The sequence below is a fragment of the Propionibacterium australiense genome, from assembly GCF_003666605.1.
Taxonomy (GTDB): Bacteria; Actinomycetota; Actinomycetes; order Propionibacteriales; family Propionibacteriaceae; genus Propionibacterium; species Propionibacterium australiense.
This window is the reverse complement of record NZ_RCIV01000009.1, coordinates 44,213-64,489: the sequence shown is the minus strand read 5'-3', so window position 1 is coordinate 64,489 and position 20,277 is coordinate 44,213. Positions and strand designations below refer to the sequence as shown.

Below are 20,277 nucleotides of genomic sequence, written 5' to 3'. Positions count from 1 at the left end.
GCCCCACTCGGCATCTGGCGTGCTCCGCCGCCGGTCAGGCCCAGCTGACCGGCAGCGGGCGTCCTTCCTCGTAGCCGGAGGGGGACTGCACGCCGACGACGGCCTTCTCATGGAATTCGGCGAGCGAGCGCGCGCCTGCGTAGGTGCAGGAGGAACGCACCCCCGAGGTGATCCAGTCGAGCAGGTCCTCGACGCCCGGACGTGCCGGGTCGAGGTACATGCGTGAACTGGAGATGCCCTCCTCGAACAGCGAGGCGCGGGCACGTTCGTAGGCGCTCTGGGCTCGGGTGCGGTTGCGCACCGCACGGGCCGAGGCCATGCCGAAGCTCTCCTTGTAGCGGCGCCCGTCGGCGTCGGTCAGTATCTCGCCGGTGGACTCGTTCGTGCCGGCGAACCAGGAACCGATCATCACCGAGCCGGCGCCGGCGGCGAGGGCGAGCGCCACGTCGCGCGGGTGCCGAACGCCGCCGTCGGCCCAGACGGCGCCGCCGGCGCCCGCCGCGGCCTGGGCGCACTCGAGGACGGCCGAGAACTGGGGGCGTCCGACACCGGTCTGCATCCGGGTGGTGCACATGGCGCCGGGGCCCACGCCGACCTTGACGACGTCGGCTCCGGCGTCGATGAGGTCAAGGGTGCCCTGGGCGGTGACGACGTTGCCGGCCACGATCGGGACGCGCACGCCGGTGGCCTCCGCGTGGGCGTCCCGGATCGGGCGGACCCGGGACAGGGCGTCCAGCATGCGTTCCTGGTGGCCGTGGGCGGTGTCCATGACGAGCACGTCGGCGTGGGCGTCGAGCAGTGCCCTGGCCCGGCCCTCCGCGTCGCCGCTGATGCCGATGGCGGTGCCGATCATGAGCCGGCCCTGCTCGTCCAGGGCGGGCGCGTAGATGCCGCAGCGCACGGCACCACGTGAACTCATGACACCGACGAGGGCGCCATCGGCGTCCACGCCGATCGCCAGGCGGTGGCGGGTCGAGGCGAGGACGTCGAAGACCCGCTGCGGCTCGGCGTCGGCGTCGATGATGGTCAGGTCGGTCGTCATGACGTCATGGACCTGGGCGAAACGATCCACGCCGATGCCATCGGCCGTCGAGAACAGGCCGATCGGATGGTCGCCGTCGTCGATGACGACGGCCGTGCCATGGGCACGTTTCGGGATGAGGGCGAGGGCCTCGCCGACGGTCGCCGTCGGGTCGAGCACCACCGGCGTCTCGAACCTGGTGGGGGAGGCCTTGACCCGGGTGATCGCCTTGACGACGAAGTCGACGGGGATGTCCTGGGGAAGGATCGCGATGCCGCCCCGGCGTGCCACCGTCTCGGCCATCCGCCGGCCGCTGATGGCCGTCATGTTGGCGACGACGAGCGGCAGCGGCAGGCCGATGCCGTCGTGGCTGGTGAGGTCCACGTCGTGGCGTGAGCGGACGCTGGAACGATTCGGCGCCATGAAGACGTCGTTGTACGTCAGGTCGTAGGCCGGCTGCTGGTTGAGGAAACGCACCCGCAGATTGTATGCGGGCACCCGTGCCGCGCACCGCCACGGGGGCTCGCCTCCGCTCACGGCGCGGCGCGGTGCCGCGTGGGCCGTCCTGCCGGGCGCCGCGGCTCCCGGCGGTGTCGTGAGGGGAGTTACGATGTGCCAGTAGTTTCCGTGCACCAGCCAAGGACGGTTCCATGAGCAACGGCGCCAGTTCCGACTCCGCAGACCTGAGGGTCATCGTCTACTCCGACGACCGCACCGTGCGCGAGCAGGTGCGTCTCGCCCTCGGGCGGACCATCGCCTCCGATCTGCCGCAGCTCCAGATCAGCGAGTTCGCCACCCAGCCCGCCCTGTGGGCTGCCCTCGACGAGCAGGACTACGACGTCGCCGTCCTCGACGGCGAGGCCGTCCCGGCCGGCGGCATGGGCGTCGCCCACCAGATGAAGGACGAGTTCGCGCACCCGCCCCTCGTCGTCCTGCTCGTGGCCCGCGCCGCCGACTCCTGGCTTGCCGCCTGGTCCAACGCCGAAGCGATCTCGCCCTACCCCGTCGACCCCATCCGCCTGCCGCAGACAGTGGCCGACGTGGTGCGCACGGCACGCGCCAAGAAGCAGATGCCCATGAGGCCCGAGGCCTTCGGCGCCCCGGGCCAGTCGAGCCGTCACGGACTCGATGACCGACACGACGTCCCCAAGGAGATGACAGTTTGATGACTCGACTGACCTGGCCCAACCTCATCACCGGACTCATCAATGGTCACGACCTCGACGACGAGGCCGGCGCGTGGGCCATGGATCAGCTGCTGTCCAATCAGACCAGCCCCGAGCAGATGAGCGGCTTCCTCGTCGCCCTGCGGGCCAAGGGCGAGACCAGCGCCGAACTGTCGGCTCTCGCCGCCGGCATGCTCGCCAAGGCCCTGCCGCTGGAACTGCCGCGCGAGGCCGTCGACGTCGTCGGTACCGGCGGCGACCGGGCCAACACGGTCAACGTCTCGACGATGGCCTCCATCGTCACGGCCGCCAGCGGCCGTCCCGTCATCAAGCACGGCAACCGCGCTGCCAGTTCGATGTGCGGCACGGCCGAGTGCCTCGAGGCGCTCGGTGTCGTCATCGACCTGTCGCCCGAGGCGGAGGCGGCCGTGTTCGCCGAGACCGGCATCGTCTTCCTGTTCGCCCAGCGTTATCACGCGTCGATGCGTCACCTCGCGCCCACCCGTAGGGCCCTCGGCGTGCAGACCGTGTTCAACTTCCTCGGCCCGCTGGCGAACCCGGCCCGGCCGCGCGCCCAGGCGCTCGGCGTCGCCGACGAGCGGACCGCACCGCTCATGGCTCAGGTCCTTGCGGACCGCTGCGACCGCGGTTTCGTGTTCCACGGCACCGACGGCCTCGACGAGGTCACCACCACCGGGCCCTCGGACGTGTGGATCCTCGGCGGCGGCCGCTGCGAACGCACCGTCCTCGACCCGGCCGACCTCGGACTTGCCCCCGCCGCCCGCGAGGACCTCGTCGGCGGGGACCCGGAGCACAACGCCCGTGTCGTCCACGACGTCATGGCAGGCAGCCGGGGCCCGGTGCGTGACATCGTCACGCTGAACGCCGCTGCCGCGATGCTGGCGTTCGACGGCCCCGACTTCGACGAGCCCATCGCCGATCAGCTGCGCAGCCGCCTCGAGCAGGCCCGCCGGGTCATCGACGACGGCCGAGCCGCCGCGCTGCTCGACAGGTGGGTCGCCGCCACCAGGGCGCACGCCGGCGACTGAGCCCGCGGCGGACTCGGCACCTGCCGGCCAGGAGGTTCCCTGGTCCTGGCCGGTCGTGCTCCGGGATGTGGGCCGTCACCACAGCGATGCCGTCATGGGCCATGATGGATTCATGACTGATAACCCGACCAACACGCCCTCACCCAGCGAACCCGACGACTCGACGCGCATCTTCAACCCCGGATCCGGGGTCCCCTCCGCAGGGGAGTCCGGATCCCAGAGCATCCCGCCCGCGTCGCCCCAGAGCTCGGCCCCCACCTGGCGAAGCACCACCTCCGCGTCCTCGGCCTCCTCCAGCGCCTCGGCCCCGGAACCGACTCCTGGCTGGCGTGGCACCCAGGCCCAGACGCCCTCCTCCGCGGCCAGCGCCTCGTGGGGCGCCCCCCAGGGTCAGCCAGTCCAGCAGTCCCAGCCGGCCCAGCAGTGGGCCGTCCCGCAGGGCCAGCCCGTGCAGCAGCCCTGGGGACAGAACCAGAACCAGCAGCCGGGCCAGGCCCCGCAGGCCACTCCCTACGCCCAGCAGATGCCCTACGCCGCCGCACCCCAGGCCCCCGCACCCCAGGCCTCCGAACCCGTCCCCGGGCAGAAGGACGGCCTGCGCGCCCTGTTCGACTTCGGTTTCACCAGCATGGCGACCCCCCTGCTCGTCAAGATCATCTACATCATCGTGATGGTCCTGGCCGCCCTGTCGTGGCTCTCCGCCATCATCTCCAGCATCTGGATCGCCAGCCTCATCGACAGCATCGGCAGCATCGGCAGCAGCGGCTACGGCCGCAGCAGCAGTGGCGGTAGCGGGGCCTGGGCCGTGGTGATGCCGGTCCTGTTCGGCTGGATCCCCGGGGCGCTCATGATCCTCATCACCCGGGTGCTCTGCGAGTTCGTCCTGGCGAGCTTGAAGACCCAGCGCGCGGCCGAGGAGATCCTCGCGCGCCTGAGGTCGGAGTGACCGCCCCGGCGCGGCAGGCCGGGTCTCGCCGTCAGCCTGCCGCCGCCCAGACGAGGCAGGCGTAGGCGCCGAGCCACAGCGCCGGCCCGTAGGGGAAGGGTTCGTGGCGGGCCCGCCCCATGGCGTGGACGATCCCGGTCAGCGCGCCGATGACGGCGGCCGCCAGGACAGCGGCCACGGCTGCGGTCGCGCTGGCGCCGGCAGCCGCTGTCGCGCCGGCCAGGGCACCCAGCCCGACGGCCAGGCGCACGTCGGCGAAACCCAGGCCCGTGCCGGCCCGCCAGATGAGCCAGAAGAAGCCTCCGACGGCCCCCGCCCCGGCGAGCGTCCCCGCGATGAGCCGCGGGTCACCGGCCAGTGCGGCACTCAGCAGCAGAGCCGCAGCCAGCTCGCCGAGCACCAGCCTCGTCAGGCCACGGGGGATCCACGTCGACGCCGCGTCGACCCCGGCCAGGACGACCCCGCCCGAACCCCAGATCAGCCAGGCGGGGGCCAGCGGCCCGGCCGCCGCCGTCGCAGCCGAACCGGCCAGGGAGCAGGCCACGCAGACGAACCGCACCCCTCTGCCGGCAGCGAGCTCGGCGTAGGGGGCCTTCTCGGCAGCCCCCGGCACCGAGGGATCGGGCTCGGGCTGGAGCGCGAGCAGGCGCAGATGGACTCTGGTGAGCAGCAGTGCCGCCACGAGACACGACACCCAGCCGAGGAGCCGGGCCAGCACGGCCGAGGGTGGGGTGGCCATGGCCCAGAGCCTAGGGGCCGGCAGGGTCCCGGCAGAAGGACCCGGCGCGATCTGTGGACGAGCCGCTCGCCCCGGCCCCCGCGCGAGCACGCCGGGTGCGGCCGAGACCAGGTCATGGCCGCCTATGGGCGCGGTGCCTGGCGTCCCCCGCGTGCGAGCACGCCGGACACGTCGGGGCGGAAGAAACCGGGCCCCTTGAGCACCTTGCCGTCCGCGCGGTAGAGGGGCCTGCCGTCGGCGCCCAGTTTCGACATGTTCGAGCGCTGCACCTCGGCCAGCACGGCCGGCAGGTCGATGCCGGTCTCGAGAGCCATCCCGTAGACGACGTAGACCAGGTCGGCCAGCGCGTCGGCGGTCTCCACCAGATCGCGCTCGTTCTCGTCCGCCTCGACCGCCCTGGTGAAGGCCTCCTCGACGATTGCCCTGGACGAGGGGCCGTAGACCGAACCGACGAGTTCGGCGAACTCCTCCGCGATGAGGCTCATCCGCATGTGCAGGTGCTCGCGGTCCAGGCTCGGCCCGTCCTCGACGATCGGCAGCCCATAGACCCGGTGGAACCGCGCCACCAGACCCTCGGGACAGTCACCCTCACGGGTGCTCGTCGCATCGGTCGGCGTCACCTCGCTGTCGCAGGCGTCCTGCCCCGGATGCTGCTGCGGGCCATCCCAGGGGGCCTGCGGGCTGCGGGGATCATCCGGCAGCAGATCGGCCAGCCACATGTCGTGCCGGCGTCCGGCGTTGACGGCGGCACGACGCAGCCGGCCCTGCTTGCGGAAACCCGTCTTCCAGGCGATCCGCCAGCTGGCCCAGTTCGGGACCCCGTCGTGGATCTCGGCGCGCCACAGCAGACGCTCGGCGCGGATCTCACCGCCGGGCTCGAAGGCCGCGTCGACGAGAGCCCGGACCGCGCGGGAGGTCAGGCCCTGCCCGCGGGCGGCCTCGCTCGTCCAGTAACCGATCTCCCAGGTGCCCAGTGGACGGGCCTGCAGGCTCAGCATGCCGACCGGTTCACCATCGGGGGCGGTCCGCAGGGCCCACATCGGGTGGGCGCCGGTCTCCCAGCCCATCCGCGCCGAATCGGTCACCAGGCGCCGCGCATCGGCACGAGTGAACCCGGCGGGGATCGTCGTCCAGTCCCAGATGCTCGGCTCGGCGCAGATGCGGGCGAAGGCGTCGGTGTCATCCGGTCCCGGGGCGGACAGGACCAGACCGTCTGCGGTGATGCGGAAGGGCTCCATGACGGACGAGCCTACTGCCGTGGTCGCGGCCCGCCCATGCACGAGGGGTTCCGTCCCCACGGACGGGACCCCTCGGACAATCGGCGTGGTGAATGGTCAGGACGTCAACGGAGCGCCTTGGTGAAGCCTGCGGCCTCGGCGGCCTCGCTCGAGACGAACCACACATCGGCGTTGGTGCGGCTGTAGCCGGCCCCGTCGGGGGTGTGGTATTTCATCGAGCGCTCGTTGCCCTTGATGGTGTAGCCCTCGGGCGGATTGGAGCCGACGTAGGCGTCCTCGCCGTAGTCCTTCTCGGTGTCCGACAGGATGGGCTCGGCCGGGGCCTCGGCGGCCTCCTCGACGGCCGTCTCGGGTTCGGCGGCGACGGCCTCACTGAAATCGGTGGTCACGTCGTCGTCGCCGAAGGCCCCGCTGGGCTCGTGCGGTGTCCAGCCGTCGTCCTTGGGCAGGAGGATCTGGCGGACGGCGAGGAAGACGGCGCCGACCACGGCGGCGATGCCGAGACAGGTCAGCAGGCGGTGGCGTTTCCTGGCCGGCTTGGCCGGCTCCGCCAGGTGCTTCTTGAAGGGATCGGGCAGGTCGTCGGCCTTCTCCCGTACCGTGTCGAGAACCTCCCCGCCGCGGCGGGTCGCCTCCATGACGTACTTGTTGTCACTGGCCCTTTCGAGCACCTCGGACAGATTCTCGTTGAGCGTCTCCAGGCCGTCCCTGACGGTCTCGCGGGTCTGGCCGTACAGCGGCCCGACCTTCTCGGCTGCTGCACTGATGGTCTCACGGGCGTTCTCGCCGGCGACGGCCATGGACTTCTTGAAAGCCTTCTTCGACATGAGATTCTCCGATGATCGGTGGTTGCTCGTGATCGAGCCTGCTCGTGGTCGAGCTGACGCCAGCCTACCGTCGCCACCTGTTCGGCCGGGTCGTGCCGGGTCCGGTTCAGGGTCAGGCACGACCTCGATCCGAACCCGGATCGGCCTCGACGGGTCCGGAACGGCATTGAATGACCTGGGAGGATGGGGACGTCCTTGTATCGACGGCTGAAAGGGGATGCACGTGACGCAGGCCGTCCTGCACACCAACCACGGCGACATCACGCTCGACCTGTTCGACGACTACGCCCCGAAGACGGTGGCGAACTTCGTCGAGCTGGCCAAGGGGACGCGTGAGTACCTCGACATGAACACGGGCCAGAAGAGCACCGCCCCGTTCTACGACGGCACGATCTTCCACCGGGTCATCGCCGGCTTCATGATTCAGGGCGGTGATCCCACGGGAACCGGCCGGGGCGGCCCGGGCTACCGCTTCGCCGACGAGTTCTACCCCGACCTGACCTTCTCGAAGCCGTACCTGCTGGCCATGGCGAACGCCGGCCCCGGCACCAATGGCTCGCAGTTCTTCATCACGGTCGCACCCACCCCGCACCTGAACATGCGGCACACGATCTTCGGCGAGGTGTCCGACGAGGCGTCCCAGAAGGTCGTCGACGCGATCGCCGGCGTGCAGACCGGCCCGATGGACCGTCCTGTCGAGGACGTCGTCGTCGACAGCGTCGAGATCATCTGAGTGCCGGTGACGATGACGCGGGACCAACCTGCGGGCGGGTCCCGCGCGTTGTCCGTGCTGCGCACCGGACGGTACGACCGGACGACGCGGTGAGCATGCGGACCACCCGGCGTCTCCTGGCCTCGGCGGCGGCCTTGGCGCTCGTCGTGCCCCTGGCCGCCTGCGCCTCCGGCCCGTCCAGCGCCGCCGAGGCGCTCGAGATGCTCAACGCATCGATGGCCGAAACGGACCGGGAGCGGTTCGACGCGGTACTCGATGGTTCGATTCCGCAGTCCACCCGCGACATGTGGTGGTCCAACCTCACCCAGCTGGGCGACGTCGGTGTCACCGAGACAGGCGACGGCTGGCAGGTGGACTGGTCGCTCCCGGGCGAGCAGGCCGCCGCCAGCCATGCGGTGGACATGGCCATCGGGTGTGTCGGCGGACTCTGCCGGATCACCCGGATCGAGCCCGTGGCCTCCCGGCCGGCGCCCGAATGGCTCGTCGAACCGGTCGACGTCATCACCGCCGATGGCGCGGTTCTCATCGTCGGACGGGGCGCGAGTGATCCGTCCGCCGCGGCCGGCGCGGCGGCGCGAGCCATCGGCGACTCCGGAATGGCCCTGCTGGATACCGGCTCCGAGGCGCCGCTGCCCATCGAGGTGCCCGCCACGGGCAGTGCGTACGCGCTGGTCACCGGCACCCCGAGCACCCAGACGCAGGGGCTGGGCGCCCTCACCCGCCGGGCGGGCGAGGCGGTCCGCGTCGTCGTCAACCCGGCCCGGGCGGGGCAGTGGAGCCCTGCCCAGCAGACCATGCTGCTCACCCACGAGGCGGTGCACTGGCGCCTGACCCGGCTCGGCGCACCGGTCGCCGGCAATGCGTGGGTCAGCGAGGGCCTGGCCGAGTGGCTCGCGCTGCCCCAGGACGCCACCGAACGCGCGTCCAGCGCGGCGAGAGCCGTCCAGGGCTGCCAGGACTCCGGCGGCGCCCCGGCCCTGCCCACGGACGACGAGTTCGCCGCCACCGACGACGCCGACGCCCTGCGGCGCGCCTACGCGCTCAGCTGGGCCGCCGTCAGTGAACTCGTCGACGAGCTCGGTGCGGATACGGCAGGCGATCTGGTCGAGCAGCTGTGGACGACACCGGGAGACCAGGTGGGCGAGGTCACCGGCGTACTGGCCCGCTGGTGTGCGGCGAACGTTCCCTGAGCAGGGATCAGGGGGTGCGTGGCGCGCCCCGCCGAGGCCGTGCCGGCCTCCCGGGCCGCGGCGGTGCGTCCCGATAGAGTGAGAGACGTGTGGTACCGCTTCTTCAAGTACGTGTTGTTCCGTCCGGGCGTGAGACTGCTCATGCATCCCGAGCTGGTGGACGAGCAGAACATCCCGGCCGAGGGCGGCGCAGTGCTCGCGAGCAATCATCTCGACGCCGGTGACACCTTCACCCTCCCGGCCATCATGAGGCGCCGCCTCATCTGGCCGGCCAAGAAGGAACTCTTCGAGGGCAAGGGGCTCAGGATGCGGATCGTCGCCTGGTTCCTGCGTGCTGTCGGCATGGTGCCGCTCGACCGTTCAGGTGGCCGCGCCAGCGTCGACGCGCTGGGGCCGGTCGAGGCCGAACTGGCTGCCGGCAATCTCATCGGCATCTTCCCCGAGGGCACGCGCACCCCGGACGACAGGCTCTACCGGGGGCACACCGGTGCCGCCCGTCTCGCCCTGGAGAACGGGGTGCCGGTCGTTCCGGTCGGCATGGTCAACACCCATCTGCGCAAGGGCCCCCTCGGCCTGCCCACCATGAAGGACGCCCGTATCATCATCGGCGAACCGCTCGACTACACGCCCTGGCGGGGGCAGGCCGACTCGGTGCGGGTACTGCGCTGGGTGACCGATGACATCATGGCCCACATCCAGGACCTGACCGGCCAGGAGTACGTGAACGTCTACGCGAACCGCGTGAAGTACGGCAACCTCAAGGACAAGGACCTGAGCGGCTACACACGGATCAGGGCCAATGACGGCCTCGAGGTTCCCCCCACCGATGCCGAACTGGCCGCCCGGGCGGCCACCGGGCCTGGCGAGAACGATGAGTGACGAGAGCGCCTACGACGATCCGCGGTTGCCGGACGAGACCGCCGGGCGGAGGCCGGCGCGTGCCCGGGAGACCCCCGCCGGGGCGATGGAGGGCAGTGCGGCCGACGGCTCCGGGGCCGCTCCCGATGCCGGGGCCGGGCCGGTCAGCCCCGATGCCCCAGGACCGGCCAGGGCCAGCGCCGCAGCCTCCCCGCAGTCCCCGGACGCTCCCGGATCCCCGCCCACCCCGGACGAGATGACCCGGGTGGAGCAGCTGGCGAGACCGGGCCGGGCTCGTGCCGCGTGGAACTGGACCCGTCGTGCGGCCAGGAGCACCCAGCAGGCCCTGTCGGTGCACGTCGAGGGCGCGGAGAGGCTGCCAGACGGCGGTGCGATCCTCGCCGCCAACCACATCTGGGCCGGTGACTTCAGCCGTCTCCGTGCCGCGCTCGACCGCCCGCTGCACCTGGCCGCCGGATCGACCAGTCGTCTGCTTCGCAGGCGGGTCCTCGTCGATGACCCGCAGCAGGGTGACGACGCCGTCACGGTGCTCGCCGACGGCGGCCTGGTCGTCATCTTCCCCGAGGGCACTCCCAGCCCGGACGGCGACATCCACCGGGGCGGCACCGACGTGGCCTGGCTCGCCCTGACCGCCAAGGTTCCGGTCGTCCCGGTCGGCATCATCCCGGCCAGGGCCGGCCACCGTCTGCTCCGGCCCGTCACCGACCGGGCCCTCGGGCCGACGGTGGTCGTCGGTGAGCCCCTGGACTTCTCCCGGTTCTGGGAGATCCCCGCACTCAGCTACGCCCTCGACGGGGTCCTGCTGCGCGGCGTCACCGACGAGATCATGAGCGCGATCGTGGCACTGGCCGGTCGTAGCTACGCCGACACCACGCCAGCTGAGGCCAAGGAGCTCGCAGCCGCTGCCCGCCGGCACCGCGCATGGGTACGGGCCAGCGAGTACCCGACCGTCTCGCAGCAGCGCCGCGCCGAGGCCGAGCGCCGCGAGATGTTCCGTGAGCGCGACGAACTGGACCTGGCTCGCGCGGCGGCCCGGACCAGGACCCGCGCCGGCCACTGAGCCGTGATTCGCAGCGAGGTGCCCTATCCTTGTGAAGGTGTCCGAGCTGATTCCCTCGCTGAATGACCTGCATGCCCTGCCCCAGGTGCAGCAGCCGCACTACGACGACACGGCTGAGATCGCACGGGTGGTCACCGAGCTGAGCAGCCTGCCCCCGCTCGTGTTCGCCGGCGAGTGCGACGAGCTGCGCGAACGGATCGCCCAGGCGGCCGCCGGCAAGGCCTTCATCCTGCAGGGCGGTGACTGCGCCGAGACCTTCGACGGTGTTCAGGCCAATCCGATCAAGGCCAAGCTGCGTGTCCTGCTGGCGATGAGTGTCGTCCTCACCTACGCAGCGCAGGTACCGGTCGTGAAGATCGGTCGTCTCGCGGGACAGTACGCCAAGCCGCGCAGCAAGGACACCGAGACCCGCGGCGAGCTCACCCTGCCCGCCTACCGCGGTGACGCCGTGAACGGTTTCGCCTTCAACGCCGAGTCCCGCCGCCACGACCCGCAGCGCCTGCTCAACATGTACAACGCCTCGGCCGCCACGCTCAACCTGGTGCGCGCCTTCGTCAAGGGCGGCTTCGCCGACCTGCGTCAGCTGCACGCCTGGAACGCCAGCTTCGTCAAGGACTCGCACGTCGAGGACAACTACGAACGGATCGCCGACGAGATCCAGCGCGCCCTCGGGTTCATGACGGCCTGCGGCGTCGACGCCGACACCATGCGCACCGTCGACTTCTACGCCAGCCACGAGGCCCTGCTGCTCGACTACGAGTACGCGATGACCCGCATCGACTCGCGCAGCTCCCGTCCCTACGACACCTCGGGGCACATGGTGTGGATCGGCGAACGCACCCGCCAGCCCGATGGCGCCCAGGTGGAGCTGCTCAGCCATGTGCACAACCCGCTGGGCATCAAGCTCGGGCCGACGGCGACAGCCGCCGAGGCCCTGACCATCGCCGACCGGCTCGACCCCGGCCGGGTGCCCGGCCGCATCACGTTCATCACCAGGATGGGCGCCGACAAGGTGCGGGACCGGTTGCCGGCGCTCGTCGAGGGGGTCGTGGCATCGGGCCGCGAGGTCGCCTGGGTGTGCGATCCCATGCACGGCAACACCTTCGAGACGCCCAAGGGCTACAAGACCCGCGAGTACGCGGCCGTCGTCGAGGAACTCAACGGCTTCTTCGACGTCCACGAGCAGCTGGGTACCTGGCCGGGCGGCGTCCACATGGAGCTCACCGGCGACGACGTCACCGAATGCCTCGGCGGCGCCTTCCAGCTGTCGGAGGCCGACCTGGCCGAGCGCTACGAGACGACCTGCGATCCCCGTCTGAACCGCAACCAGAGCCTCGAGATGGCGTTCATGATCGCCGAACGCCTCAACGACTACCGCGCCAAGTACGCTCCCGCCGAGCCGATCGCGGACTGGTACGAGTGAGCGGCGACGCCCGCGGCGCGGATCGTCCACCGCGCCGAACGGCGGGCGGTTTCCCCCTCATGGTGACGATGGCGGCATAGTGGGATCATGCAGATCACGCGTTTCGGTCATTCCTGCCTCCTGGTCGAGACCGGCCAGGCCCGTGTCCTCATCGACCCGGGCAACTACTCCGACGGGTGGACCGACCTCGGCGGGCTGGACGCCGTGTTCGTCACGCACCGTCACCCCGACCACGTCGACCCGGCGCGTTTCCCGGGGTTCGTCGCCGGGCATCCCGGTCTCGACGTGTACGCCGAGGCCGGTGTCCTCGCCGATTTCCCGGCAGCAGGGGGTACGGCCCTGACCGCCGGTCAGCAGGTCACCGTCAAGGACGTCCAGGTCACGGCGGTCGGAGGTCATCATGCGGTGATCCACCCCGAGATCCCGCGCATCGGCAACGTCGGCCTGGTCATCGCAGCCCCCGACGAGCCCGTGCTCTTCCACCCCGGTGACGAGATCGACACCTCGCCGGAGGGCATCGACGTGCTGGCGGTGCCGATGATGGCGCCGTGGAGCAAGGTCAGTGAGACGGTCGAGTTCGTTCGTGCCGTCGGTGCCCGCTTCGCCATTCCGATCCACGACGGCCTGCTCAACGACCGCGGCTTCGCGCTCATCGCCGACCGGGTCACCGCCATGGGCGGCAGTGAGTTCGTGCCGCTCGGCAGCGGATGGCCCTGGACGGTGCCCGCCGTCCGGTGAGCCGGCCGGCGGCAGTCTCGCCGGCGACCATGGCCGGGACCGTCCGGCGGGGGCCTCGGGAGGGTCAGAGCCTCCGGGATTCACTCGGTTCGGCCAAACGGGGTACGCTGTTCGAGTTGTGCCATGGCCTCCCGGTGCCCCCGCTGGGTGGGCAGTCCACCAGCAGCCAACAGAGAGTGCAGTTGTGATTTCGGCTTTCCTCAACGCGTTCCGGTCCCCGGACCTGCGCAAGAAGATCCTGTTCACCCTGATGATCCTCGTGATCTTCAGGCTGGGGGCCTCCATCCCCACCCCCAATGTGAACATCTCCGCGATCCAGCAGTGCGCCGCCGACGCCACCACGGGCGACGCGGCGGGCGCCTACGCGATGATCAACCTGTTCAGCGGCGGTGCGCTGCTGCACCTGTCGGTCTTCGCGCTCGGCATCATGCCGTACATCACGGCATCGATCATCCTGCAGCTGCTGACCGTCGTCATCCCGCACCTGGAGAACCTCAAGAAGGAGGGCTCGACCGGGCAGGAGACGATCACCAAGTACACGCGCTGGGTCACGGTCGTCCTCGCCGTCCTGCAGGCCACCAGCTTCACGATGCTGGCCGTGTCCGGTCAGCTGTACAGCTCCTGCAGCCAGTCGGTCGTCTACGACACCGGCATCTTCTCGATCGTCGTCATGATCCTCACCATGACCGCCGGCACCTCGCTCATCATGTGGCTCGGTGAGCTCATCACCGACCGCGGCATCGGCAACGGCATGTCGATCCTCATCTTCACCCAGATCGCGGCGCGCTTCCCGAGTTCGATGTGGGCCATCCGCACCGCCCACCCCGGGAACCAGGGCTGGCTGCTCATGATCATCGTCGTCGCCGTCGGCCTGCTCGTCATGGCCGGGGTGGTCTTCGTCGAGCAGGCGCAGCGGCGCATCCCCGTGCAGTACGCCAAACGCATGGTCGGCAACCGTCTCATGGGCGGCTCCAGTACCTACATCCCGCTGAAGGTCAACCAGGCGGGCGTCATCCCGGTCATCTTCGCCTCCTCGATCCTGTACCTGCCCTCGCTCTACCTGATCTTCCGGCCGACCGGGAAGGTCTCGGAGTGGGTCGCCACGAACCTTGCCGGTACCGGTGACGGCCTCATCTACAACGCCGTCTACCTGCTGCTCATCATCTTCTTCGCGTACTTCTACGTGGCGATCACCTTCGACCCCGTCGAGATCAGCGACAACATGCGCAAGTATGGTGGTTTCATTCCCGGTGTCCGGGCGGGCAAACCCACCGAGGAGTACCTGTCGTACGTCCTGAGCCGGCTGACGGCCCCCGGGTCGCTGTACCTGGCGGTCATCTCGCTCATCCCGACGCTGGCCATCATCTGGATCAACGCCGACCAGAACTTCCCGTTCGGCGGCACGAGCCTGCTCATCATGGTCGGTGTCGGCCTGGACACCATGAAACAGGTGGAGTCCCAGCTCCACCAGCACAACTACGAAGGGTTCCTCAGATGAGACTGCTGATCATGGGTGCCCCCGGGGCGGGCAAGGGCACACAGGCCGTCGGCATCGCCGAGCACTACGGGGTGCCGGCCATCTCCACCGGCGACATCTTCCGCGCCAACGTCAAGCAGGGCACCGAGCTGGGCAAGCAGGTCAGTGCCATCATGGCCGCCGGCAACTACGTCCCGGACGAGCTCACCGAGCAGATCGTCACCGACCGGCTCGACCAGGCCGACGCGGCCGACGGCTGGCTGCTCGACGGCTTCCCCCGCACCCTGCACCAGGTCGAGGCGCTCGGCGCCTATCTGACCGAGCACTCCGCCGGCCTCGACGCAGTGATCTGCCTCGACGTGGACCCCGAGGATCTCATCGCCCGCCTGCTCAAGCGCGCCGGCATCGAGGGGCGTGCGGACGACAACGAGGAGACCATCCGGCACCGCATGGACGTCTACCTCGAGTCCACCCAGCCCCTGCTCGACAGCTACGAGCAGCAGGGCCTGCTCGTACGGGTCGACGGCAACGGCACCATCGACGAGGTCGGTCAGCGCATCATCACTGCCGTCGACGCCTTCGTGGCCTGACCGGCTCATGCGTGCCCGCATCGAGGTCAAGACCCCCGACCAGATCCGGCTCATGCGCAGGGCCGGGCTGGTGACCGCCGAAGGCCTCGAGGCGATGGCCGCCGCGGCCAGGCCGGGGGTCACGACCGGGGAACTGGACCGGATCGGCCGTGAGGTGCTTGCCAGGCACGGTGCCCGCAGCAACTTCCTCAACTACGGCGCGGACTGGGGCTACCCGCCCTTCCCGGGGGTGGCCTGCATCAGTGTCAACGAGGTCGTCGTCCACGGCATCCCCGGGCAGCGCGTCCTCGCCGAGGGTGACATCGTCTCCATCGACTTCGGCGCCATCGTCGAGGGCTGGCACGCCGATGCCGCCCGCACCGTCGCAGTCGGTGCGGTCGACGAGCAGTCCCGCATGCTGTCCGAGGTGACCCGCCAGTCCATGTGGGACGGCATCGCCCGGATCCGAGCCGGAGCCCGCGTCGGGGACGTCTCGCACGGGGTCGAGTCCTCGGTCGCCTCGCACGGCCGCTCGTTCGGCATCCTGCGCGAGTACACCGGGCACGGCATCGGCACGGCCATGCACCAGCCGCCGGACGTACCCAATGTCGGGCGTCCCCGCAAGGGCCCGCGCATCGTCGCCGGCATGTGCCTGTGCGTCGAGCCCATGGTGACCCTCGGCGGCGCGGAGGTCACCGAGCTCGACGACGAGTGGACCGTCGTGACACGGGACTCCTCGCGCGCCGCACACTGGGAGAACACGGTCGCGGTCCTGCCCGACGGCCTGTGGGTGCTCACCGAGCCCGATGGCGGCGAGGCCGAGCTCGGGGCCAGGGGAGTCGGCTTCGCGCCGCTCGACTGAGCATCCGGTGCACCGGGCCGGGCCCGCACGGCCCCCGCCGCCGTCGCATAGGCTGTGGACATGACGAACATGCCGGTGCCGCAGGAGCAGTTCGAGCGCGACCGGGCGCGTCTCAACGATCTTCTCGGCACGGCCTACACGCAGGGCCAGCTCGACCTGGCCGACTACCGTGAGCTGCAGGACGAGCTGTTCAGCGCCGGCAGCAGGGCAGAGCTCGCCAGGATCGGTGAGCGGCTGCCCGCGCAGTACCGCTACGGCGAGCCCGCAGGAGCCAGCAATGACGTCTCTCTCGCCCCCGGGCAGGTCAACGACCCCTCGATCAGGCCGGACGGCACTCCCGCCGTCAGGGCCTCGCTGTGGTTGGGTATCGGCGCCGGGGTGGCGCTCATCGTGATCGTCGTGCTGCTCTTGCTGGTCCTGCTCTGAGCCGGCCGCGGAGTGAGGATCATTCGCAGCTGGTTGGCCCTTCTGACAAGGTTTCTTGGTGCCATGTTGCACGTTCCTCAGATGAGACGCCGCAATGCTGGATCCGAGAACTGAGGCAGCCCTAAGGTTGATCCCGAGTGGATCGAACAGGAGGACCGATGCAGCACGACCACGCCCATGGCGCCGACGGAACCCGGCGCCGGCCGGGCGGTCCGGACGAGGTGCACGAGCACCATGACCACGACCACGGCGTGACCGTCACCGCCACCACTCGTCGTGGCCCGCTGTGGGGGGCGCTTCTGCTCCTGCTGGCCTTCATGCTGGTCGAGGTCGTCGTCGCGGTGCTGACCGGCTCTCTCGCCCTGCTGTCCGACGCCGGACACATGCTCACCGATGCCGCCTCGATCGCCATCGCCCTGTGGGCCGCCAGGCTGGCGGCACGCCCGCCGAGGGGCGCCATGACCTTCGGCTGGCGCCGCGCCGAGATCATCTCGGCCATGGTCAACGGCGTGAGCCTGCTCGTGGTGGCCGTCATCGTCCTCGTCGAGGCCATCGAACGCCTCGTCGACCCGCCCGAGGTCGACGCCGTCCCGGTCATGGTCGTCGCACTGGTCGGCATGGTCGTGAACGTCGTCGACGTGCGCCTCGTCGCGGCGGCCAACCGCACCAGCCTGAACGTCGAGGGCGCCTACCAGCACATCCTCACCGACCTGTTCGGGTTCATCGGCACCTTCGCCGCGGCCGCCGTCATCCACGTCACGGGCTGGATGCGGGCCGATGCGATCGCCTCACTCGTCGTCGTCCTGCTCATGGTGCGGGCCGGCGTGCCGGTCACCGCGAAGGCCGTGCGTGTCCTCATGGAGGCGGCCCCGTCCGATCTGGATCTGGAGGAGGTGCGCCGGCACCTGCTCGAGGTCGACCACGTGCTGGCCGCCCATGACCTGCACGCCTGGACCGTCACCTCGGGTGTCACGTCCGTGAGCGCCCACGTCATCATCGCGGACGAGTGCTTCACCGATGCCCACGCCAACCAGATCCTCGACGAACTGGACGAGTGCCTGGCAACTCACTTCGACATCGTCCACTCCACCATCCAGCTCGAACCGGCCAGCCATCAGGAGCACGAGCACAATACGACGAGCGTGTGAGCCGTCCGATCAGCCGGCAGCGGACCGCGCCGCTGCCGGCCGGCGGGGATCAGGCCTGGGCGAAGATGCCGGTGACCGGGTTCCACTCGGTGACGCTGCGTTCGGTGACGATGCCCTCGGTGACCATCGGGTCGGCGTCGCTCAGCGCGGTGGCCGCGGCCTCGTCGTCGGCCTCGACGATGAGCAGTGCCCGGACCGGGTCGGTGCCCAGCAGCGGACCGGCGGCCTTGAGTGAACCGGCAGCGTACAGTTCACGCAGATAGGCCCGGTGCACCGGGCGCACCGCGTCGGCGTCCTTGGCGGGATCGTAGGTGTAGTTGATGGTGAAGAAGGACATCATTGCTCCTCGGGATGCGTCGACTGGCACGTCCAAGCAAAGCAGATTCCACCGCCCGGCGCGCCCCGCCCCCGCCGTCCGGGCCGGCTGCCGCCCCGAGCGCGCCGGGGCCGAGACCCGGGGCCGGGCGGGGACGGTTGCCACTGGCCGGCGGTGGATTTGGGCGCCGGGCTCCGGTGGCATAGCATTGATCGTCGGTTCATTGTGTCCGGTGATGCCCGCATGCGCGCATGCGGGTGTCCGTGTGGTTCCGGCCGTCGGGCACGTCCAAGCGTTCGATCAAGAGATTGAGAGTCTATGGCCAAAAAAGAGGGAGCCCTGGAGCTTGAGGGCACAGTCGTTGAGGCCCTGCCCAATGCGATGTTCCGTGTTGAGCTGGACAACGGGCACAAGGTGCTGTCGACGATCAGCGGGAAGATGCGTCAGCACTACATCCGCATCCTGCCCCAGGACCGTGTCGTCGTGGAGCTCTCCCCCTATGACCTGACGCGCGGACGCATCGTCTACCGCCACAAGTAATCACGTCACACCCATGACCGCCGGGCACTGCGTCCTGCGGCCAATCCAAGGAGAGGCTCGATGAAGGTTCAGCCGAGCGTCAAGAAGATCTGCGACAACTGCAAGGTGATCCGTCGCCGCGGTGTCGTCCGGGTGATCTGCACCAACCCGCGCCACAAGCAGCGCCAGGGCTGAGAACCCGGTCTTCACGACAACTGAACAACCGCTGCGGACCCCGCAGCGGCAACCAACGTGAGAGCAGGGCTGGGCCATCCCAGTCAAACCCCTGGACGAAGGCCAGGGCCCGCCGGTGACTCGATCACCGGGGCACGGGAACGCCTCACGCCACAACCTTCGCGGTCGGATGGAACCGGCCGAGAACTGGAAAGGTACCGCCTGATGGCACGCCTCGAAGGTGTCGACCTGCCGCGCGAGAAGCGCCTGGAGGTCGCACTCACATACATCTACGGCATCGGGAAGACCCGTGCCGACAAGATCCTGGAAGCAACCGGCGTCAGCCCGGACATCCGCGTGAGGGACCTGACCGACGAGCAGCTCGTCGCCCTCCGCGATTTCATCGACGCCAACTACGAGGTCGAAGGTGATCTTCGCCGCGCCGTGGCCGCCGACATCCGCCGCAAGGTCGAGATCGGCACCTACCAGGGCCGCCGGCACCGCGCAGGGCTGCCCGTCCGCGGTCAGCGCACCCGCACCAACGCCCGCACCCGCAAGGGCCGCAAGAAGGCCGTCGCCGGCAAGAAGAAGGCCCGCTGAGCCCCAGGGTGACGCGGAACAAGGATTGATCCCAGGAGACTGAGAACTTTATGGCTACTGCAGCCCGCAAGGGCGCCGCGAAGACCAAGGTGCGGCGCAAGGAGAAGAAGAATGTGGTCGCCGGCCAGGCCCACATCAAGAGCACGTTCAACAACACGATCATCGCCATCACCGACACCAATGGCGCCGTGATCGCATGGGCCTCCGCCGGCACCGTCGGCTTCAAGGGCTCCCGCAAGTCGACCCCGTTCGCCGCGCAGATGGCAGCCGAGGCTGTTGGTCGTCGTGCCATGGACCATGGCATGAAGCGCGTCGACGTCTTCGTCAAGGGTCCCGGCTCCGGCCGTGAGACCGCCATCCGTTCGCTCGGCGCCATCGGCCTGGAGGTCGGCACGATCTCCGACGTCACCCCGGTGCCGCACAACGGCTGCCGCCCCCCGAAGCGCCGCCGCGTCTGAACCCGACCAAGCAGAAAAGGACTGAACAACAATGGCCCGTTACACCGGCCCCATGACCAAGAAGTCCCGTCGCCTCGGGGTGGACCTGGTCGGCAACGACAAGGCGTTCGAACGCCGCCCGTACGCCCCCGGCGTCCACGGCCGCGGCCGTACGAAGGACTCGGAGTACTCCCTCCAGCTGCGCGAGAAGCAGAAGGCGCGTTTCGCCTACGGCGTGCTCGAGAAGCAGTTCCGTCACTACTACGAGGAGGCCTCGCGCCGCCAGGGCAAGACCGGTGATCTGCTGCTGCAGATCCTCGAGTCCCGTCTCGACAACGTCGTGTACCGCGCCGGCTTCGCCCAGACCCGCCGTCAGGCCCGCCAGATGGTGAGCCACGGCCACTTCCTCGTCAACGGCAGGAAGGTGAACATCCCCAGCTTCCGGGTGAGCGCCCTCGACATCATCGACGTGCGACCCAAGAGCCAGCAGATGGTTCCCTTCATCGTGGCCCGTGAGACATTCGGCGAGCGCGACGTGCCCGCCTGGCTCACGGTCAAGCCCAACAGGATGCGCATCCTCGTGCATCAGCTGCCCACGCGCGATCAGATCGTCGTGGACGTCAACGAGCAGGCAATCGTCGAGCTCTACTCGAAGTGATCGGCGCCCCTGCGCCGGCCGTCGGCGCAGGGAGCCGTCTTCTCGCAGGTCGCGGGCCGGCCCCGCGTCCTCACCAAGGCCG

Annotated in this window: 24 protein-coding genes; 19 read left to right on the top strand and 5 right to left on the bottom strand. The window is 69.8% G+C overall.

The window, feature by feature from the left end; genetic code table 11:
- Positions 1–34 precede the first annotated feature (34 nt).
- Positions 35–1,498, bottom strand: coding sequence for a GuaB1 family IMP dehydrogenase-related protein (locus D9T14_RS08225; RefSeq protein WP_119161755.1), 1,464 nt, complete (start codon positions 1,496–1,498; stop codon positions 35–37).
- Between the two features lie 173 nt (positions 1,499–1,671).
- Between D9T14_RS08225 and D9T14_RS08220 the strand changes: the two genes are divergently transcribed.
- The 3 genes from D9T14_RS08220 (at position 1,672) to D9T14_RS13335 (ending at position 4,182) form a co-directional block, all read left to right on the top strand.
- Entirely contained in the window at positions 1,672–2,187 is a 516-nt protein-coding gene (locus D9T14_RS08220) for a DNA-binding transcriptional response regulator (protein ID WP_119161722.1), read from the top strand.
- Positions 2,187–3,236 (top strand): anthranilate phosphoribosyltransferase, encoded by a 1,050-nt coding sequence (gene trpD / locus D9T14_RS08215; RefSeq protein WP_119161721.1) that lies wholly within the window; start codon positions 2,187–2,189, stop codon positions 3,234–3,236. Before D9T14_RS08220 ends, trpD begins: the two co-directional genes overlap by 1 nt.
- Before the next feature lie 112 nt (positions 3,237–3,348).
- A complete protein-coding gene (locus D9T14_RS13335) occupies positions 3,349–4,182 on the top strand; it encodes a DUF4282 domain-containing protein (RefSeq protein WP_126464187.1) in 834 nt (277 codons plus the stop codon).
- Positions 4,183–4,213: 31 nt separating this feature from the next.
- Here the strand turns inward: D9T14_RS13335 and D9T14_RS08200 are convergent, their stop codons facing one another.
- The 3 genes from D9T14_RS08200 to D9T14_RS14575 form a co-directional block, all read right to left on the bottom strand.
- Entirely contained in the window at positions 4,214–4,921 is a 708-nt protein-coding gene (locus D9T14_RS08200) for a hypothetical protein (RefSeq protein ID WP_119161718.1), read from the bottom strand.
- 122 nt (positions 4,922–5,043) lie between these two features.
- Complete coding sequence (locus tag D9T14_RS08195) at positions 5,044–6,219, bottom strand: GNAT family N-acetyltransferase (protein ID WP_232012480.1); 1,176 nt, start codon at positions 6,217–6,219, stop codon at positions 5,044–5,046.
- Between the two features lie 44 nt (positions 6,220–6,263).
- The gene (locus D9T14_RS14575) at positions 6,264–6,797 is read right to left on the bottom strand and encodes a sunset domain-containing protein (protein ID WP_510403365.1); all 534 of its coding nucleotides are present in this window, start codon (positions 6,795–6,797) and stop codon (positions 6,264–6,266) included.
- A gap of 412 nt (positions 6,798–7,209) precedes the next feature.
- On the opposite strand from D9T14_RS14575, the gene D9T14_RS08185 reads away from it, so the two are divergent.
- The 11 genes from D9T14_RS08185 (at position 7,210) to D9T14_RS08135 (ending at position 17,491) form a co-directional block, all read left to right on the top strand.
- Complete coding sequence (locus D9T14_RS08185) at positions 7,210–7,719, top strand: peptidylprolyl isomerase (RefSeq protein WP_374955786.1); 510 nt, start codon at positions 7,210–7,212, stop codon at positions 7,717–7,719.
- A gap of 89 nt (positions 7,720–7,808) precedes the next feature.
- Positions 7,809–8,909: a hypothetical protein gene (locus tag D9T14_RS08180; RefSeq protein WP_121588287.1), complete on the top strand. Its 1,101-nt coding sequence runs from the start codon at positions 7,809–7,811 to the stop codon at positions 8,907–8,909.
- Positions 8,910–8,996: 87 nt separating this feature from the next.
- On the top strand, positions 8,997–9,788 hold the full coding sequence (locus D9T14_RS08175; protein ID WP_121588286.1) for a lysophospholipid acyltransferase family protein: 792 nt from the start codon (positions 8,997–8,999) through the stop codon (positions 9,786–9,788).
- Positions 9,781–10,848, top strand: a complete 1,068-nt coding sequence (locus D9T14_RS08170) for a lysophospholipid acyltransferase family protein (RefSeq protein WP_126464188.1) — start codon at positions 9,781–9,783, stop codon at positions 10,846–10,848. The genes D9T14_RS08175 and D9T14_RS08170 overlap by 8 nt, the downstream gene beginning before the upstream one ends.
- Before the next feature lie 37 nt (positions 10,849–10,885).
- Positions 10,886–12,271, top strand: coding sequence for a class II 3-deoxy-7-phosphoheptulonate synthase (locus D9T14_RS08165; RefSeq protein ID WP_119161754.1), 1,386 nt, complete (start codon positions 10,886–10,888; stop codon positions 12,269–12,271).
- Between the two features lie 87 nt (positions 12,272–12,358).
- Positions 12,359–13,009: an MBL fold metallo-hydrolase gene (locus tag D9T14_RS08160; protein WP_119161711.1), complete on the top strand. Its 651-nt coding sequence runs from the start codon at positions 12,359–12,361 to the stop codon at positions 13,007–13,009.
- A gap of 184 nt (positions 13,010–13,193) precedes the next feature.
- On the top strand, positions 13,194–14,507 hold the full coding sequence (secY, locus tag D9T14_RS08155) for a preprotein translocase subunit SecY (protein WP_119161710.1): 1,314 nt from the start codon (positions 13,194–13,196) through the stop codon (positions 14,505–14,507).
- Positions 14,504–15,076, top strand: a complete 573-nt coding sequence (locus D9T14_RS08150; RefSeq protein ID WP_119161709.1) for an adenylate kinase — start codon at positions 14,504–14,506, stop codon at positions 15,074–15,076. The genes secY and D9T14_RS08150 overlap by 4 nt, the downstream gene beginning before the upstream one ends.
- 7 nt (positions 15,077–15,083) lie before the next feature.
- A complete protein-coding gene (map, locus tag D9T14_RS08145) occupies positions 15,084–15,917 on the top strand; it encodes a type I methionyl aminopeptidase (protein WP_119161708.1) in 834 nt (277 codons plus the stop codon).
- A 60-nt stretch (positions 15,918–15,977) separates the two neighbouring features.
- Positions 15,978–16,343, top strand: a complete 366-nt coding sequence (locus D9T14_RS08140) for a DUF1707 domain-containing protein (protein ID WP_119161707.1) — start codon at positions 15,978–15,980, stop codon at positions 16,341–16,343.
- Between the two features lie 158 nt (positions 16,344–16,501).
- Positions 16,502–17,491, top strand: coding sequence for a cation diffusion facilitator family transporter (locus D9T14_RS08135; RefSeq protein ID WP_119161706.1), 990 nt, complete (start codon positions 16,502–16,504; stop codon positions 17,489–17,491).
- Positions 17,492–17,540: 49 nt separating this feature from the next.
- On the opposite strand, the gene D9T14_RS08130 is transcribed toward D9T14_RS08135, so the two are convergent.
- Positions 17,541–17,828: a YciI family protein gene (locus D9T14_RS08130; RefSeq protein ID WP_119161753.1), complete on the bottom strand. Its 288-nt coding sequence runs from the start codon at positions 17,826–17,828 to the stop codon at positions 17,541–17,543.
- Positions 17,829–18,125: 297 nt separating this feature from the next.
- Here D9T14_RS08130 and infA point away from each other — a divergent pair, with 297 nt between their 5' ends.
- The 5 genes from infA (at position 18,126) to rpsD (ending at position 20,195) form a co-directional block, all read left to right on the top strand.
- On the top strand, positions 18,126–18,347 hold the full coding sequence (infA, locus tag D9T14_RS08125; protein WP_013160521.1) for a translation initiation factor IF-1: 222 nt from the start codon (positions 18,126–18,128) through the stop codon (positions 18,345–18,347).
- A 60-nt stretch (positions 18,348–18,407) separates the two neighbouring features.
- A complete protein-coding gene (gene rpmJ / locus D9T14_RS08120) occupies positions 18,408–18,521 on the top strand; it encodes a 50S ribosomal protein L36 (RefSeq protein ID WP_016667967.1) in 114 nt (37 codons plus the stop codon).
- A 204-nt stretch (positions 18,522–18,725) separates the two neighbouring features.
- A complete protein-coding gene (gene rpsM / locus D9T14_RS08115) occupies positions 18,726–19,100 on the top strand; it encodes a 30S ribosomal protein S13 (RefSeq protein WP_119161705.1) in 375 nt (124 codons plus the stop codon).
- 50 nt (positions 19,101–19,150) lie between these two features.
- Entirely contained in the window at positions 19,151–19,558 is a 408-nt protein-coding gene (rpsK, locus tag D9T14_RS08110) for a 30S ribosomal protein S11 (protein ID WP_119161704.1), read from the top strand.
- Between the two features lie 31 nt (positions 19,559–19,589).
- On the top strand, positions 19,590–20,195 hold the full coding sequence (gene rpsD, locus D9T14_RS08105) for a 30S ribosomal protein S4 (RefSeq protein WP_119161703.1): 606 nt from the start codon (positions 19,590–19,592) through the stop codon (positions 20,193–20,195).
- Positions 20,196–20,277: the final 82 nt, after the last annotated feature.